A 15,945-nucleotide genomic window follows, 5' to 3' on the forward strand; every position below is an offset into this window, starting at 1 on the left:
CTTCGAAGCAGCGACAGCGAGGGCGAGGCCGCCCGGCCGTGTCCGGCGGCGCACCTTGCGCGGTCGATTTTGATCGGGCGACGGGAACGTTGCGGCGCGAAGACCATTTGCTTTTCTCCCCGATCGCTTCATCGTGCGCGACCAGTTGCCGGTGGAAGGCGACGATATGAAAGGTCGAGACCATCCATGCTGATCTGCCGGCCCGAGCAGTCCCCGCTTAAGATTCTTGATGAAAAGCTGACGGCCGATCCCGGTCGTGTGGTGCTGCGGCCGTTCCACCTTGCCTGGCAGTCGAACGTCTCGGAGCCCCCGCGCGCGGCGCAGCTGGTAAGCGACATTCTCGGTCTCGACGACGATCAGGCCGAGCTCGAACTCGGATTGATCTGGAAGGATTTCTCGGAGCGCCACTGGCAGATCGGGGAGATTTTCGACGAGCGCTATCGCGAAATCTCGGAAGACCTCGATCTCGACGATCAGGCGGTGTCGCCTGTCAAACGCCGCCTTATCGGCGCCTATTTCTGCCACGAATATAGCTATGCCGCCGCGGCGCTCATGAACCCGAGCATCGTCCCGCATCCCGATCAAAGCGGTCTTGGCGGCGAGCAGCTCCGCTTTATCATGTCGATGCGCGCGGTTGGCGAAGGGCATATTTCTTCGGTCGCCTTCCGTGAGGGGATCATCGGTCCGGGGGCCGGTTTCCAGCTTTGGCCGCAGTCAGGACCGGCGATGGCGGCCGTCGCCGACGACCGTCACCAGATGGGCCACGACGAGGCGGTCAGCGTCCATCGCCACGCAGGCAGCGCGATTTCGAACAGCGTGTTGTTCCCCGTTACCGAGGCACAGCGCAACGGTCTCGAAGACCTGCGCCTGGTCCGCTTCGTCGAGGACGATGGCGAGATCGAATATCTCGGCACCTACACCGCCTATTCGGGTCGCGCGATCCGGTCGGAGCTGCTCCGGACGCGGGATTTCAGCAGCTTCTGTCTCGAGCCGCTCCGGGGGCACGCGGCGCGGCACAAGGGGATGGCTCTTTTCCCGCGCCGTATCGACGGCCGTTACCGGATGGTCGCGCGCCAGGACGGAAAAAATATCACGATCCTGACGTCGGACAGCCTCGATGAGTGGAACGACGAGGGGCAGATCCTCATCCGGCCCGAATTTCCCTGGGAATTTGTCCAGATGGGCAACTGCGGCAGCCCGATCGAATGCGACGAAGGCTGGATTTTGCTCACCCATGGCGTCGGCGCGATGCGCAAGTACAGCCTCGGAGCGGCGCTCCTCGACCGCGAAGATCCGTCGCGGGTCATCGCGCGGACGCGTTGCCCGATCTTGTCCGCTGCCGAGAGCGACCGCGAAGGCTATGTGCCGAACGTCGTGTACACCTGCGGCGCCACCCGGGTCGGCGGGCAGCTGTTCATCCCTTACGGCATTTCGGATAGCGCCATCGGCTTTGCGACCACCACGATCGAGGCAATGCTCTCCGCGATGGACTGAGCGGGCAGGGCAGAATGGCAGGCGTCACAGCAACACCCGCGCGTTGGCGCGGTCTTCGGGGTCACCCGCGCCCGCCTTCTGCAGGCTGCGATGAACCGCCGCGCCGTGACGAAAGCTCCCTTGCACCTGCGAAGCCTCAGAATATCCCGAGAAATTTCTTGTGCTTCTTCTTCTGGCCGTCGGCCGACTGCTTGCCATCCTCGGACTTCGCGGTGGTGCCCTTGCCGACATCGTCGCGCGGCTTATCCTTGCTGGTACGCTGGGCCGCCGCGGTGGCGCCCGCGAGCACCGGACCGCACTGCGCCGCCTTCGCATCGCCGGGATCGATGAACGGAATGATCAGGCCCACGGGGCTCGCAAATATGCCGAGGCCGAGCGCCGTGCCGGCGCGGCCCGCAAGTTCGTCGCTGACGGGGTCGATCGTCGGCGCCGCGAAATAGACGCCGACGCCGACCGGCGCGCGCAGAAATGGCCTCACTGGCGAGACGCGTGGGCGGGATGGGGCCCAGGATCATTGGTCCTGTCAGGCAATGTCCGTCAGAAGACCATCGGCCAGCCAGCTGCCGAGCCAGGCCCCGCCCAGCGCCACGCCTTCGCTCTCGCCCATCTCGTCGACCAGTTGCGCGCAGAGCGCTGCGAACGGCAGGCCATTGCGCGTCAGCAGGATGCCCCGTTGTTCGGCGCCGTCAATGACACGAAATCGCGACATTTCGCCTTGGCGCCAGGTCATCAACGCGGCTTGCTCCGGCAAGAGCGCGGCGGCTGGCGGCATTTCTTCCCCGGTAAGAGTCTTCCATATGTCGGGCGCGTTGGTCGTCAAGGGCCTCAGATCGAGCGTCGGCGTGAACCGCAGGATGGCACGATCCCAATCGACCTGCGCGATGCGCTCGGCAGCGAGCGGTTCGGCATCCGGCCCCACGAAGGCCTCGGCCAATGCCAATTCGAGATCCGCCAGTTCATTGACTTCGGGATCGTCCGGATAGAGCAGCGCGAGCGTCGCAGGGAAATCGCGCGGATAGGCGTCTAGCGTCCAGCTGCTCGGCGGTACGCGCTCGACATGGTGGACGACGGCATCGTGAAAAGCCTCACCGCCGATCCATTGGCGCGTTTGCGGGAAGCTGTCTTCCAGACAGTCAGCGAGCTGCGCCCGGAAGTTATTCTGGTAGATGGCCAAGCCTGGCAGTGCGCTGGACCCGAAAGGCATGGCGTCGTCGCTCGCTCCGGTTCGCAACCAGGCGCTGAACGCGCGCTGCGTTTGAGCGAGGCTCATGCTGCTAGCGACCGCGCCGCCGTGCTGGTGGCGCGGGCATGATCCAGTTCGGCGAGCAACTCATGCAGCGGCGGGATCGCGTCGTCGCGCTCGATCATCGTCGCAACCGGCCCGAGGCGCGGCAGGACATGCGCATACAAGTCCCATACCGACGACGGCACGGGGCTGTCATGCGTATCGATCAGCATCTTGTCTCCCTGCGAATGTCCGGCCAGGTGGATCTGGCGGACGCGGTCGTGCGGGACACCCTCGAGATAGGCGATCGGGTCGAAACCATGGTTGGTCGCGCTGACGAAGATATTGTTGATGTCGAGCAGCAATCCGCATCCCGTGCGTGCGCACAGCGCATCGAGAAATCCCCATTCGCGCATCGTGTCGCCATCGAATTCGATATAGCTCGACGGATTTTCGATCAGCATCTGCCGGCCCAACATGTCCTGCGTCTGGTCTACATTCGCACAGACGATGTCGAGCGCTTCATCCGTGTAGGGGAGCGGCAGAAGATCGTGCGAGTTGAACCCGTCGAATTGCGTCCAGCAGAGATGGTCCGACACGAACAAGGGCTCAATTTCATCGACGAGGGCCCTCAATCGCGCGAGATAAACCGCGTTCAGGCCATCAGCCGAACCGACCGACATCGACACGCCGTGCAAGGCGACCGGATAGCGCTCGCGTATCTCCTGCAGGATGCGTTTCGGGCGGCCGCCGTCGACCATGAAATTTTCCGAGATGACCTCAACAAAATCAACCGCAACGCGCTGTTCGAGAAATTCGGCATAATGCGGCTTGCGCAGGCCGAGACCGAAGCCGGAAAAGGGAGGGGTCATCGGGACCTCGCGGAACAGAAGGAAGGTGGCCCGGCGGGAGGGGGGCGTCAGGGAAACCCGCCGGACCGGGGGGATTATTTCTCGGTCAGGCTGCCGCCGGCGGCAGCACATTTCTTGGCGGACATCGCCTTGAAGCCCTGGCCCTTGCAGTCGTTCAGGCCCTTGCATTCGTTGTGCGCGGTCTTGCAGTCCGACGTGCCCTTGCAGGTGTTGATGCCATAGCAATGGACGGTAGTGGTGGCGCCCTTGGCGACGGCCGCCGTCGGGACGGCTGCAGCGCCCATGGCGATGAGGGCGGCGGAAGCGGCGATGCTGGTGCTGGTACGAAGCGTGATCATATCGGTCTCCTGGAGAATTTTTCGCCGGATTGGCCTCTCCAGTTCGTCGCGGACCGCCCCGGGGTTACATCCCCAACGCAAAAGGCGAGGCGCGGCCACAGTGTCAAAGCTCGCGGGCCGCGTCGCCGCGGCGCGGTGGCACGGATTGTGGACAACGGGCGGTGCGTGCGACCATCTCGTTCACAGAGCGAAGCTGTTGCGCATCGCACAGCACGTCTTTGTAACCATCCGTCGATGGTCCGCGAACTCCTGTTCATGCCCGACCTCGTGAGTGGGCATCCCCTTTTCAGGAGAATGATGATGATCAAGACCTATGCCACCGTCGCTGCAACGCTGGCGCTCGCGATCGCTGCGACCGCGACCAATGCCTCTGCGGCGCCCAAGGCCATGGAGAAATGCTATGGCGTTTCGCTCGCCGGGAAGAATGACTGCAAGGCCGGCGCGGGAACCAGCTGTGCGGGTACGTCCAAGGTCGACTACCAGGGTAATGCGTGGAAGCTGGTGAAGGCCGGTACCTGTACTGCGATCAAGACACCCAAGGGCACCGGATCGCTGACGCCAAAGGCCTGACGCGTCTCGGCCCACGCGAGCGTCGGGCGGCGCGCACGCTGCCCGGCGCTTCCGTTTTGCGGAGCGACATGTTTCACAGCTTCGTGCTTGCCGCCCGGTAACTTTCTCGTGCGTTTCGCCGAAGATCAGCCCGAGGGTGCTGCCGGATGAGCGGTACCGATCGGCGCAGGGCATTCGAAAGGCTTTGATGATGAAACGCTTAGTCGCATTCTACGACCGCGGCATAGAGATCGCTGCCTCGCATATTCCCGAATCCGCCGCTTTATTCCTGCTCCGCCTCGCGCTTGCGGGCGTGTTTTGGCGGTCGGGTCAGACGAAGGTGGTCGAAGGCACCTTCCTGCGGATCAACCCGTCGCAATATGATCTGTTCGCATCCGAATTTTCGGGCCTGCCGCTCGATCCTGTCTTCGCGGTGCCGCTGACCACCTATGCCGAGCATATCTTCCCGTTCCTGCTCCTCTTCGGCCTCGCGACGCGCTTTTCTGCTGGCGCTTTGCTGGTGATGACGCTCGTCATCCAGATATTCGTCTTTCCGGATGCCTGGTGGCCAGAGCATTCGTTGTGGGTGGCGATGGCGGCGATCCTGATCGTCCGCGGCGGCGGACTGTTCTCGCTCGACGCGCTGGCTGCTAGAATGCGCGCGCAATGAGCCTCGATGAATCCTCGCTCGCGCGCTTGATGGCTGCATCGCAGCGAGGGGATCGTGCGGCCTATCGTGCGTTGCTCGGGGACTGCCGCAAATGGCTTGAACGCTACTTCGCCCGCCGCATCGCGCCGCATCACATTGACGACCTGGTGCAGGATACACTTGCATCGATGCATCGCAAGCTTGCGACATGGGATAACCGGCGGCCCTTCTTGCCCTGGATCGCGGCGATCGCACGCTATCGCTGGATCGACATGCTGCGCCGTCAGCGCGACGAGGCCGAACTCGGCGACAATGACGCAGCGGTCGGTGCAGAAGATGAGTCGGTCCATGCGCGGCTCAGCATCGATCATCTGATGACGTTGCTGCCGCCAAAGCAGGCGCAGGCCATCACGCTCGTCAAGATCGAGGGCGCCTCGATCGCCGAGGCATCGAAAATTTGCGGCCAGAGCGAGAGCCTGGTCAAAGTGAATATCCACCGTGGGCTCAAAAAACTTGCCTCCCTGATTGAAAGCGAATGAGAATGACCGACGCATCGACCGACGCGCTCATCGACGGGCTGGCCGACGATCTCAGGCCGGTGCGGCCGCGGCGGTTGGCTCAGGGCGGGCTTTGGGTCGCGGCCGCGTGGATTGCCGTCGGCACGCTGCTGCTGTGGCTGCTCGGCATGCGACACGATCTTGCGGCGGGCGCGATGATGGCACCGCTGCCGATGTTGGCCTTCTGGCTGATCGCAGCGCTCGGCCTGTCGGCCGCGTGGAGTGCGCTGCGCATGGGGTTGCCGGGGGTCGGGCGGGATTATAGCGGCTGGCGCTGGGCCGGGTTGGCATCGCTCGCGTTGCCGCTCACTGCGCTGTTCATGGGCTTCGGCGACAGCCATGGCGCCATGGAAGCAATGCGCCCCCAGAACGGATTGCGATGCACCCTCGACGGGTTGGTCGGAGGACTTGGCGTCGGAATTGCGCTCTTCTGCTGGCTAAAGAGCAGCGCACCGACCTCGCCCACGCGTGCGGGCTGGGTTGTCGGGGTTGCTGCCGGAGCGGCGGGTGCGACGATCCTCGCGCTGCACTGTTCGTCGGACGATATGGTCCACATCGCTGTCTGGCACGGCCTGGTCGTCATATCGTCGGCGGCCGCTGGCCGGCTCATTCTCACTCCGCTACTGCGCTGGTAAGGAAAGTAGATGGGCCGGCTTCGAACGGCTCCGACCTGCCCCAATCAGCGAGTGAGGCAGGCCGAGCGCGCCTATATCAGTTTGGCATCAAAACCGTGTCGATAACGTGGATGACGCCGTTCGACTGCTTCACGTCGGCTGCCTGCTGTTCATTCCGGCATCGCAGAACGCGGTCTACGAACTGTTCCTCTTCGCGCTGTTCGTGCTGGCGAGCGGGGTGGTGATCGTCCAGGTCGTCGCCAATCCGCTGATCTCGCTGCTCGGCAAGCCCGAGACCGCACACAGCCGGCTGACCTTTGCGCAGGCGTTCAATTCGCTGGGCACGACGATCTTTCCGATCGCCGGGTCGGCGCTGATCCTCGGCAGTCTTGCGACGGTCACCGCCGACCAGCTTTCGGGCGCCGAACTCGACGCCTATCGCATCGCCGAGAGCCAGGCGATCGTCCATGGCTATCTGGGCATCGCGGTCGCGCTGCTGGTGGTCGCGGGCGCGGTGTGGCTGTTCCGTAACCGGCTGCAGGGCGAACGGCACGAGGCGAGCGCCGGGCTGGCGGGCTTCGACCTGCTGAAGCGCCCGCGCTTCGGCTTCGGCGCGCTCTGCATCTTCCTTTATGTCGGCGCCGAAGTGTCGATCGGGTCGCTGATCGTCAGCTATCTGATGCAGGGGCATGTCATGGCGCTGCCCGAACAGGCGGCGGGCAAGCTGATCGGGCTGTACTGGGGTGGCGCGATGATCGGCCGCTTCATCGGCTCGGCGGCGATGCGTCTGGTGAGCCCGGGCAAGCTGCTCGCCTGTGTCGCGGCGGGTGCGATCGGGCTGATCCTGATCTCGATCAGCACGACCGGCGCCGTCTCGGGCTACAGCCTGCTCGCGATCGGCCTGATGAACGCCATCATGTTCCCGACGATCTTCAGCCTCGCGTCCGAGCGGCTCGGCAGCCGGGCGGCCGACGGTTCGGGAATCATCAATGTCGCCATCTTCGGCGGCGCGGTCATCCCGCTCGCAACCGGCGCGCTCGCCGATGTGACCGGGAGTCTCGGGCTGGCGCTGCTGTTGCCAGCCGCTTGCTACGCGATCATCGCGGCGTTCGGCATCTATGCGCGGCGGCCGGCGGCCGTGTGAAGTTCGCTCCCAAATCTTGGTTTGGCCGGAAGGCGCATAGTGGTGGGCGTTGGTTGGTACGGCTGCTTTTCCCGTCTCGCGCCCGTAATGCAGACCGTCCGCAAACGGCCAATTGTCGATTACAGGCAATCACGCGTCTCTGGAAGGCCAAAGCCGAAATTGTCGATAGGTCTCCCGTTGGAAACCTTCCGACAAAGACGACGGCAGAGCTTGGCTTGGCCTTGCTCGAATCCCCGGCAGGGTTGCACCCGCACGACGCTGCGTCCACAGGGACCCATGCCCGCCAAGCCGACTCGTCCGCGCTGGCTGCGCCTCTGGCAGCTGCGCATCAACCGACGCGCGAAAACCGAAGTGGTCGATATTCACCGCCGCATCGCGATGATCAGCGGCGCGGTGCTGCTCGGTCTTGTGGCGCTGGCATTCGCCGCTGCCGGCGATCGCGCCCAGCGACTGATCTTCATGGCGACCGCCCGGATATGGTGGCTTCCGCTCCTGATCACGCCCGCCGGCTTCGCGTTGATCGTGTGGACTGCGAACCGCTATTTCCCGGCATCGCGCGGGTCGGGCATCCCCCAGATCATTGCCGCGAGCCGGCGTCCCGAGCAGGAAGCGAAGGGACCGCTGGTCTCGCTTCGCACAGCCTTTGCCAAGCTGGGGCTCACGCTCGCCACACTCGCGGTGGGCGGATCGGTCGGCCGTGAGGGGCCGACGGTGCAGGTAAGCGCGGCAATCATGGTAGCGGTGCACCGCTTGCTGCGCGTGCGCATTACCCCCGGCGTCTTCATTGCAGGCGGCGCAGCGGGCGTCGCGGCGGCGTTCAACACGCCGTTGGGCGGGATCGCATTTGCGATCGAAGAACTTGCGGCGGCTTATGAGCAGCGCGTGGCCGTCCTCACAATGGGCGCGGTGATGATCTCCGGTCTTGTCAGCCTCTCGATCGCTGGCGACTATATCTATTTCGGTGTGATGCGCGACACGCTGCCCGTATCCGATGTGCTGCTGGTCGCACCCGTGGTCGGTTTAGGTGGCGGCCTGCTCGGCGGCCTGTTTTCGCGCGTCGTCCTTGCCGCGAGCGAACGGGCGTCGCCGTGGGCGCGCCGCGCCGCGTCGCGGCCCGTCCTTTTTGCAGCCGGCTGCGGCCTCGTCGTCGCGATCGTCGGTATCGCGTCGGGCGGCGCGACCTGGGGCACAGGCTATGACATCACAAAATTCCTCGTCGAAGGCCATCGCGGAGAACTCTGGCTCTTCCCAGCCAAATTCACGGCCGCCCTGGCATCGACCTTGAGCGGTGCGCCCGGAGGGATTTTCGCGCCTTCGCTCGCAGTCGGCGCGGGCTTCGGAAATCTCCTGACGCCGATCTTTCCCGGCAGTCCTGCGGGCGCTGTCGTCATGATGGGCATGGTGGCCTATTTCGTCGGCGTCGTCCGTGCGCCCTTGACGGCGGTCATCATCCTGATCGAGGCAACCGCGGCCCGTGGCGTCATCCTGCCGCTATTCGCCACCGCCCTGATCGCCGACTGGGCGAGCGCGCAGATTTGTCCCACCCGCCTGTACCACGGGCTGTCGAAGCGGGTGGTATCTTCGGCGCGCACCTCGGACGATCCGCGGCGTGACGCGCCGCAATCTCCCGGCCTCTGACCCTCGGCGCTTGGCCCTGCGGCCGCAGACGATCAGTCGTCGCAGACGACTTTTTCGGGGTTCGGTCGTGGACCCGAACGCCATGCGGAAGTTCGAGCCAGGGATGCCGATCCTGTGCCCAGACCGCTTGGCCCGGCATTGGAAAATCGGGTCGGCGAAGGACCCGACGGCGACGCCGATCAGATGCGGCATTTGTTTCGGGCGCCCACCAGAGCGTCGAACCACATCCGCTGCAGAAATGGAAGCTGCCCGCGGACGGTCGCTCGAAACGCTGCGCCCGACCCGCAATCCGGCTGAATTGCACAGGGGAGGCTCAGCCTCGTCGCGGAGCATGAAAGCGGCAATGTGCGGGCGCCCGGGGGAAAGGCAATCCTGACCAGCTGATGAAATAGGTGGCCGCTTCCCCGAGACATCGGGCTTGGCCAACGCAAATCAAATCGAAACACGAGCAGCGCCGGCAAGGTCAGGATCATCAGCCCGACCAGCTGCGCGCCCGTTCCTGTACGGTCATCGGTCATGCTCAGCTTGCTGCCAGACGGGCTGTGGCGGTTGGGGTTGGTGCGCTTGCCACGTCGTCATGCCGCTAGACGAACTTGCAGGTCGCGGCCGCTCGGTTCTTGAAATGCGCGCAGATGAAATGCCGGCAGGATCGCCAGCAGATGGTCGAAGATGTCGGCCTGGATGTCCTCATACTCGCTCCAGGCGGTCGTGCCGGTGAAGCAATATATCTCGAGCGGCAGGCCTTGCGGCGTCGGGGCGAGCTGGCGAACGATCAGCGTCATTCCGCCGGCAATGTCGGCATTCGCCCGCAGATAGGCTAAGACATAGGCTCGGAAAGTCCCGATGTTCGTCACGCGGCGGGCATTCGCCGGCTCGCGTCCGGCATCGCCAAGGCGCGCGTTCCATTCGCCAAGCTCGTCCTGCTTACGATCGAGATAATCGCGGATCAGTGCAATCCGGCCCAGTTCCCTTCGCTCCCCGGTGGACAGGAAGCGGATGCAATTCTGGTCGAGCAGGAGCGCGCGCTTGATCCGCCGCCCGCCGGATTCCGCCATGCCGCGCCAGTTCTTGAAGCTGTCGGCGATCAAGCGGTGGGTGGGGATGGTCGTGATCGTCTTGTCCCAATTCTGCACCTTGATCGTGTGAAGCGCGATATCGATCACATCGCCGTCCGCATTGAGCTGGGGCATCTCGATCCAGTCGCCGACGCGCAGCATGTCGTTCGACGTCAGCTGGACCGAAGCGACCAGCGAGAGAATCGTGTCCTTGAACACCAGCATCAGCACGGCGGCCATAGCGCCCAGGCCCGAGAGCAATAGCAGCGGCGACTGCTCCATCAGCGCGGCGACGATCAGGATCGCCGCACCCGCATACAGAAGGATCTTGAGGACCTGAACATAGCCCTTGATCGGGCGGTTCGCCGATTCGGGCCGGCGCTCGTAAAGCTGGTTGGCCAGACCGAGCGCTTCGCCGATTGCCGTGGCGGCGAACAGGATGATCGAGGCGGAAACGACATTGCCGACGACGATCGCGACGGTCGGCGCGAGATGCGGGACTGCGCTGATGCCCGACGCGATGATGAGCGCCGGGACGATATTGGCGAGACGCGCCGCGATCGGCGCGGGGGTGGGACCGTCATGCGGCAGCCAGCGCAGGACGAAACGCAGGACAATTTTCCGGACGACGAAATTCGCGAGCCAGGCAACCGCGCCGAGTATGGCGAGCGCAATGAGGGTTTCGGCCCATGGCGGCGTGCCGGCAAGCAAGCGGATGTCGGTCACGGTCGGAAAAGCTTCGCTCATCATGTTCTGCATGGTTTCGGGTCCGTGCGATGCGGATCGGTCTCCTTTCATTCGTTTTTGGCGACGGTGTTGGGGGCGAACGGATCTTCGCGCAGCGACCGGCCGGCTGTCTCGGGCATGAAGCGCAAGGCGACGAGCCCCATCAGGCACGCGAGCACCATATAATAGGCCGGCATCAGCGGATCGCGGGTCAGGCTGATCAGGCCGCTCCCGACGATCGGCGCAGTGCCGCCGAAGATCGACGTCGAGACATTGTAAGCGATCGCGAAGCCCGCGAACCGCACGGCGGTCGGGAACATGGCAGGAAAGGTCGCCGAGATGGTCGCGAGCTGCGGGACGTAGAGCAGCCCCAGCGCCATGAAGCCGATGATTGCGCCCGCGAACCCCGTTCCGATCAACATGTAGAGCGGTACGACGAAAACGAGCAGGCCGATCAGCGACCAGCGCCACATCGGCTTGCGGCCGACGCGATCCGAGAGGGCGCCGGCGAAGGGCAGGAAGACCATCATGAAGACCATGCCGATGATCGGCACGAGCAAGGCCTCCTCGCTGGACAGGCCGATGCGCCGCTGCAGATAGGTCGGCATATAGCTCAGCAGCGAATAGTTGACGACGTTGAGCGCGACGACAAGTCCGCTGACGACGAGCAAGGGGCGCCAGTGATTGCGTATCAGGGACCCGAGACCCGGCGGCTTGCGTTCCGCGGCGGCCGCCATTTCTTCGCGGAAGATCGGCGTGTCTTCCATCTTTGACCGCAGATACATGCCAACGAGACCGATCGGCCCGGCGATCAGAAACGGAATACGCCAGCCCCACTCGTGCATCGCCTTGTCGCCGAGGTGAAGCGAATAACCAAGCATGATGGCCGCGCCGAGCGAGAAGCCCGCCAGCGTACCGAATTCGAGGAAGCTGCCATAGAAGCCGCGGCGGTCGTCGGGGGCATATTCGGCCATGAAGGTCGCGGCGCCGCCATATTCGCCGCCGGTCGAAAATCCCTGGAGCATGCGCAGGATGACGAGCGCCGTCGGAGCCCAGAAACCCACCGTGTCATAGGACGGAATCAGCCCGACGGCGAAGGTCGCGCCCGCCATCAGGAGGATCGTCATCGCGAGCACCGACTTGCGGCCGATCCGGTCGCCGAGCGGTCCCCAGAACAGGCCACCAAGCGGGCGGATGAGGAAGGATATAGCGAAGGTTGCGAGCGCGAACAGCACCGCCTCTTCGGTATCGCCCGGGAAAAGTGCGGCCGAAATATAGGTCAGGCCATAGGCATATATGCCATAATCGAACCATTCGACCGCATTGCCGAGCGCCGAGGCGCCGACCGCGCGGTGGAGCGGCGAAGGCTCGGGAAAGGGCGGGGGGTGCCCGGGGGCGTGAAGCGTCATCGGGTTATCCATTGGTCACCTATGGTGTTGGGTTCGGTTGACAAGACGGGCTGATCGGGGCCGGCGGGGTCGAGCAGCGCGGCGACCGGGGTCGTGCGCGGCAGAATCTGGAAATCCTGCTGCCGGTCTCCAGGGACGGGATCGCTCATCGCGACGCGCCACATGCCGAAGGCCAGCATCGCCGCGGCGGCCAGCGCGATGAAGAGGAAGAGCCCGCCCGCATCGGTGAGCGTCATCGAGGCGGCCGCGCCGAGCGGGCCGAGCGCGGCGCCGGCGGAATAGAGAAGCACGAGCTGACCGCTTGCCGAGACTCGCTCGGACGGAAGAAGCCGGTCGTTCGCATAGGCGACGCAGAGCGGATAGAGCGCGAAGCTCAGGCCGCCAAAGGCGGCGCCAAGGCCGAAAAGGAGCAGGCCCTGCGGCTGCGTCGCCAGCGCGATGCTCGCTGCCCAGGTGGCGGCGAAGCAGGCGAGGATGACCCGGCGGCGGTCATAGCGGTCCGACAACCGGCCGAGCGGCCATTGCAGCGCGACGCCGCCGAGGATGACCGTCATCATGAAGGTCGCGGTCTCGCCGAGATCGAGGCCGATCCGACGCGCGTAGATGGCTGCGAGGCCATAGAAGGCGCCAAGCAAAAGCCCGGTGACGCCCGCTCCCACGACGCCGAGCGGCGAGGCCTCGAACAGGCGCCGCAGTGGCAGCGACGCGGCCTCCTCGAGAACCGGCGCGCTACTCCGGGTCAGACAGACCGGGATGATCGCGAGCGAAATCAGGATCGCGGCGATTTCGAAAGGGACCTGCGGCGCGGTGTTGCCCGAACGCAGGATCAACTGGCCGAACGCCTGCCCCGAATAGAGCGCGACCATATACCACGCGAGTATGGTGCCACGCGTGCCGGTTTCGGCCCGGTCGTTGAGCCAGCTCTCGACACAAACAAAAACGCCGGCGACGCAGAGACCGTCAACCAGTCGCAGCGCGCCCCAAAGCAGGGGATGCGCGAACAGCGCATAGGCGAGGGTGCTCGCGGACAGTAGTGCGACAAGCGCCGCAAAGGCGCGAATATGGCCGACGCGGCGGACGATATCGCCCGCCCTGAGCGCGCCGATCACAAGTCCGGCAAAATAGGCGGTTGCGACGAGACCGATGATCATCGTCCCGCTGCCGGCGCGCTCAAGCCGGAGCCCGATCAAGGTCGACAGAAAGCCGCTGCCCGCCATCATGATAAAGATGGCGATCAGCAGACTGCGGACCGGCAGGATCGTTGCAAGCATCAGGCGTCGTCGCAGGGCCGCGTCAGGCGGCGCGCCGGCCTTCGGCAGCCTGAAGACCCTCATTCTCGACCAGCGCCCGATGGAGCGCGCGCACCGCTTCATCGAAATCGCGGGTCTCGATGATGAACTGGATATCGACGTTTCGGATCTGGTGCTGCATGGCGATCATCGGGATGCCCGCTTCATCGAGCGCACGCAGGGCATCGGGGACGAGCCCGGGACGCGAGATATCGCTGCCGATCGCTGAGACCATCGCCACGGGGTGGGCCGAGATGGCGGCCTCCGGATAGTCTTTCTGCAGGTCGGCGATCACCTTCTTCACCGCGTCGGGAGAGGCCGCGAGATAATGGGTGATCGTGTTGGCGTTCGACGATTTGCTGACGATCCACAGCCCGTGGCGCGCCAGTGCATCGAGGATCGCGGAGTCATAACCCTTGATTCCCACCATGTCCTGTTCGAAGAACTGCAGCGCCTGCATTTGGCGAATGCCGGTGACGATCTCGACCCGCGGGACGTCCGAAACATAGTCCCCGGTCACCAGCGTGCCTTCATCCTCGCGATCGAACGTATTGCGGACGCGCAGCGGAATATCGGTCTGGCGAAGCCCGCGCCCCGCGCCCGGATGGATCGCCTCCATGCCGAGATTGGCAAGCTGGTCGGCAACGTCATAATTTGTCCGCCCGATCTTGCGCGCCTTGTCGGCGCCGACCAGTTTCGGGTCGGCGCTCGACAGATGGAATTCCTTGTGGATAATCGCCTCGCGCGCGCCGGTCAGCACCGCGAGGCGCGAAAAGGTCATTTCGGTATAGCCGCGTGCGTAGCGGCGTACCATTCCACCTTCACAGCCAGCATAGCCGGTGACGATCGGCAGGGTGTTGGCCAGGTTGATCGTCGCGAACGCCTCCTCGATCCTTTGGTCGAGGCTGCGCAGGTCATCCTGGTCCCACAAGCTGAGATCGACGAACCGGGCATTCACGTCGCGATCGCGCAGCAACAGTGCCAGGCTGTGGGCGCTATGCGCTTCGCCGATCCCCGCGAGAAGCTCGCGAAGCGTCAGCAACTGCTCCTTGACGCAGAAGCGGCCGTGACTGCGCAGCCGCGCCAGATCCTCAAGGCACGCGGCAACGGCCCTGATCCGTTGCTCGATAAAGGCATCGGCTTCGGCGCGGCTCTTCGCCCGCGCGAACATCGCGGCGTTGCGATCGCGCACCGCTTCGCGGACGATGCCGAGCGCGTTGCGCCAGCCTTCGGCGCTTTCGTCGGCGACGAAGCGCCCATAGACGCCGGGGGCGCCGGTTTTCTTGTTCTCAAGCAGCAGATCGGTCATGCCTGCGTAAGCCGAGACGACGAAGATGCGCTGGTAGAGATCGGAGCCCTTGCGGTCTGCGATGAGGACATTGTCGAGCAGCGTCTCGGTCGCAACCATCGAGGTGCCGCCGATCTTCTCGACGCTATGACGGCCCGTCATACGGGCACCGGTTCGTCGAGACGCCCGCGTTCGCTCCGCAAGGGCTTCGGATCGCCGCGATGAGCGAGAAACCAGGGGCGGGGCTTGGGCGCGCCAAACGGTTCTTCGAGCCGGTTGCTGACGGCGTTATAGACCAGAAAGGCATTGGCGCGCGGGAAGGGCGTGATGTTGCCGTTCGAGCCATGCATCAGGTTGCAGTCGAACAGGATTACTGTCCCGGGATTGCCGGTCGGCGCGACGATACCGTGCCTATGCGCCAGCTCGGCGAGGCTCACCTCGTCGGGAACACCATATTCCTGGCGCTTGAGCGAGCTCAGATAATGATCGTCGGGCGTCTCGCCGATGCAGGTGAGAAAGGTGCGGTGCGATCCCGGCAGGACCATCAGCGGGCCATTGTGCGGGGTATTCTCGGCGAGCAGGATCGACATCGACAGCGCGCGCATCCGCGGCATGCCGTCCTCGACATGCCAGGTTTCGAAATCGCTGTGCCAATAGAATTCCTTGCCGGTAAAACCCGGTTTATAGTTGAGACGCGACTGGTGAATATAAACCTCGTCGCCGAGCAGGAACCTTGCAACGTCGGCGAGGCGTGCGTCGGCGGCGAGGCGGGCCATCACCGCATTCTGCCGGTGAATCTCGAAGATCGAACGGATTTCCTTTTCCTGCGGCTCGGTGACGATTGTGTCCTCGTCGAGCGCGGCGGGATCGGCGAGCAGCGCGCCAGCGGCCTTTTGCAGAAAGGCCACTTCATCAGCCGAGAAGATATCTTCGAGCACGATATAGCCGTCGCGGTCGAACTGCGCGGCCTGCGCCGGGCTGATCGGCGCGTCATTGCTCCATTCGCTATGAACGACCGGATCCTGCCGCGGCCGCATCTCTGCGGCCGCGGCATGGCGCGAGGGGTAGAGGTCAATCATGGAAAATCCCTGTTTTTCT

At 64.4% G+C, this 15,945-nt stretch carries 17 protein-coding genes; 7 read left to right on the forward strand and 10 right to left on the reverse strand.

The window, feature by feature from the left end:
• The first annotated feature begins 186 nt into the window (after nt 1-186).
• Complete coding sequence (locus AN936_RS05565) at nt 187-1,494, forward strand: glycoside hydrolase family 130 protein (protein WP_054587259.1); 1,308 nt, start codon at nt 187-189, stop codon at nt 1,492-1,494.
• 136 nt (nt 1,495-1,630) lie between these two features.
• Here the strand turns inward: AN936_RS05565 and AN936_RS05570 are convergent, their stop codons facing one another.
• From AN936_RS05570 to AN936_RS05585, 4 genes are all read right to left on the reverse strand, one after another.
• Nucleotides 1,631-1,972 carry a hypothetical protein gene (locus AN936_RS05570; protein WP_054587260.1) on the reverse strand — a complete coding sequence of 114 codons (342 nt, stop codon included), beginning with the start codon at nt 1,970-1,972 and terminating at the stop codon, nt 1,631-1,633.
• A gap of 45 nt (nt 1,973-2,017) precedes the next feature.
• Nucleotides 2,018-2,764: a DNA-binding domain-containing protein gene (locus AN936_RS05575; RefSeq protein WP_054587261.1), complete on the reverse strand. Its 747-nt coding sequence runs from the start codon at nt 2,762-2,764 to the stop codon at nt 2,018-2,020.
• Nucleotides 2,761-3,591, reverse strand: coding sequence for a DUF692 domain-containing protein (locus tag AN936_RS05580; RefSeq protein ID WP_054587262.1), 831 nt, complete (start codon nt 3,589-3,591; stop codon nt 2,761-2,763). The genes AN936_RS05575 and AN936_RS05580 overlap by 4 nt, the downstream gene beginning before the upstream one ends.
• Nucleotides 3,592-3,665: 74 nt before the next feature.
• Nucleotides 3,666-3,929: a hypothetical protein gene (locus AN936_RS05585; protein ID WP_054587263.1), complete on the reverse strand. Its 264-nt coding sequence runs from the start codon at nt 3,927-3,929 to the stop codon at nt 3,666-3,668.
• Between the two features lie 300 nt (nt 3,930-4,229).
• Here AN936_RS05585 and AN936_RS05590 point away from each other — a divergent pair, with 300 nt between their 5' ends.
• The 6 genes from AN936_RS05590 (at nt 4,230) to AN936_RS05615 (ending at nt 9,080) form a co-directional block, all read left to right on the forward strand.
• Complete coding sequence (locus AN936_RS05590) at nt 4,230-4,499, forward strand: DUF2282 domain-containing protein (protein ID WP_054590129.1); 270 nt, start codon at nt 4,230-4,232, stop codon at nt 4,497-4,499.
• A 190-nt stretch (nt 4,500-4,689) separates the two neighbouring features.
• Nucleotides 4,690-5,148 carry a DoxX family protein gene (locus tag AN936_RS05595; RefSeq protein ID WP_054590130.1) on the forward strand — a complete coding sequence of 153 codons (459 nt, stop codon included), beginning with the start codon at nt 4,690-4,692 and terminating at the stop codon, nt 5,146-5,148.
• Nucleotides 5,145-5,666 carry a sigma-70 family RNA polymerase sigma factor gene (locus AN936_RS05600; RefSeq protein ID WP_054587264.1) on the forward strand — a complete coding sequence of 174 codons (522 nt, stop codon included), beginning with the start codon at nt 5,145-5,147 and terminating at the stop codon, nt 5,664-5,666. The genes AN936_RS05595 and AN936_RS05600 overlap by 4 nt, the downstream gene beginning before the upstream one ends.
• A 2-nt stretch (nt 5,667-5,668) precedes the next feature.
• A complete protein-coding gene (locus tag AN936_RS05605) occupies nt 5,669-6,319 on the forward strand; it encodes an NrsF family protein (protein ID WP_054587265.1) in 651 nt (216 codons plus the stop codon).
• 106 nt (nt 6,320-6,425) lie between these two features.
• Nucleotides 6,426-7,442, forward strand: coding sequence for a glucose/galactose MFS transporter (gluP, locus tag AN936_RS05610; RefSeq protein WP_054587266.1), 1,017 nt, complete (start codon nt 6,426-6,428; stop codon nt 7,440-7,442).
• 276 nt (nt 7,443-7,718) lie between these two features.
• Nucleotides 7,719-9,080, forward strand: coding sequence for a chloride channel protein (locus tag AN936_RS05615; RefSeq protein WP_054587267.1), 1,362 nt, complete (start codon nt 7,719-7,721; stop codon nt 9,078-9,080).
• Between the two features lie 179 nt (nt 9,081-9,259).
• Here AN936_RS05615 and AN936_RS24615 read toward each other — a convergent pair whose 3' ends face one another.
• Genes AN936_RS24615 through thpD form a run of 6 tightly spaced genes read right to left on the reverse strand, consistent with a single transcriptional unit; the run spans nt 9,260 to nt 15,926 of the window.
• Entirely contained in the window at nt 9,260-9,598 is a 339-nt protein-coding gene (locus tag AN936_RS24615) for a hypothetical protein (RefSeq protein ID WP_149037596.1), read from the reverse strand.
• Nucleotides 9,599-9,655: 57 nt separating this feature from the next.
• Nucleotides 9,656-10,882 (reverse strand): mechanosensitive ion channel family protein, encoded by a 1,227-nt coding sequence (locus AN936_RS05620; RefSeq protein WP_084758626.1) that lies wholly within the window; start codon nt 10,880-10,882, stop codon nt 9,656-9,658.
• A gap of 47 nt (nt 10,883-10,929) precedes the next feature.
• Nucleotides 10,930-12,270 (reverse strand): MFS transporter, encoded by a 1,341-nt coding sequence (locus AN936_RS05625; protein WP_054587268.1) that lies wholly within the window; start codon nt 12,268-12,270, stop codon nt 10,930-10,932.
• Nucleotides 12,267-13,541: an MFS transporter gene (locus AN936_RS05630; protein WP_054590132.1), complete on the reverse strand. Its 1,275-nt coding sequence runs from the start codon at nt 13,539-13,541 to the stop codon at nt 12,267-12,269. Before AN936_RS05630 ends, AN936_RS05625 begins: the two co-directional genes overlap by 4 nt.
• 22 nt (nt 13,542-13,563) lie before the next feature.
• The gene (locus AN936_RS05635; RefSeq protein WP_054587269.1) at nt 13,564-15,009 is read right to left on the reverse strand and encodes an aspartate kinase; all 1,446 of its coding nucleotides are present in this window, start codon (nt 15,007-15,009) and stop codon (nt 13,564-13,566) included.
• Nucleotides 15,006-15,926: an ectoine hydroxylase gene (gene thpD, locus AN936_RS05640; RefSeq protein ID WP_054587270.1), complete on the reverse strand. Its 921-nt coding sequence runs from the start codon at nt 15,924-15,926 to the stop codon at nt 15,006-15,008. The genes AN936_RS05635 and thpD overlap by 4 nt, the downstream gene beginning before the upstream one ends.
• Nucleotides 15,927-15,945: the final 19 nt, after the last annotated feature.

The organism is Sphingopyxis macrogoltabida, from assembly GCF_001307295.1.
Taxonomy (GTDB): Bacteria; Pseudomonadota; Alphaproteobacteria; order Sphingomonadales; family Sphingomonadaceae; genus Sphingopyxis; species Sphingopyxis macrogoltabida_B.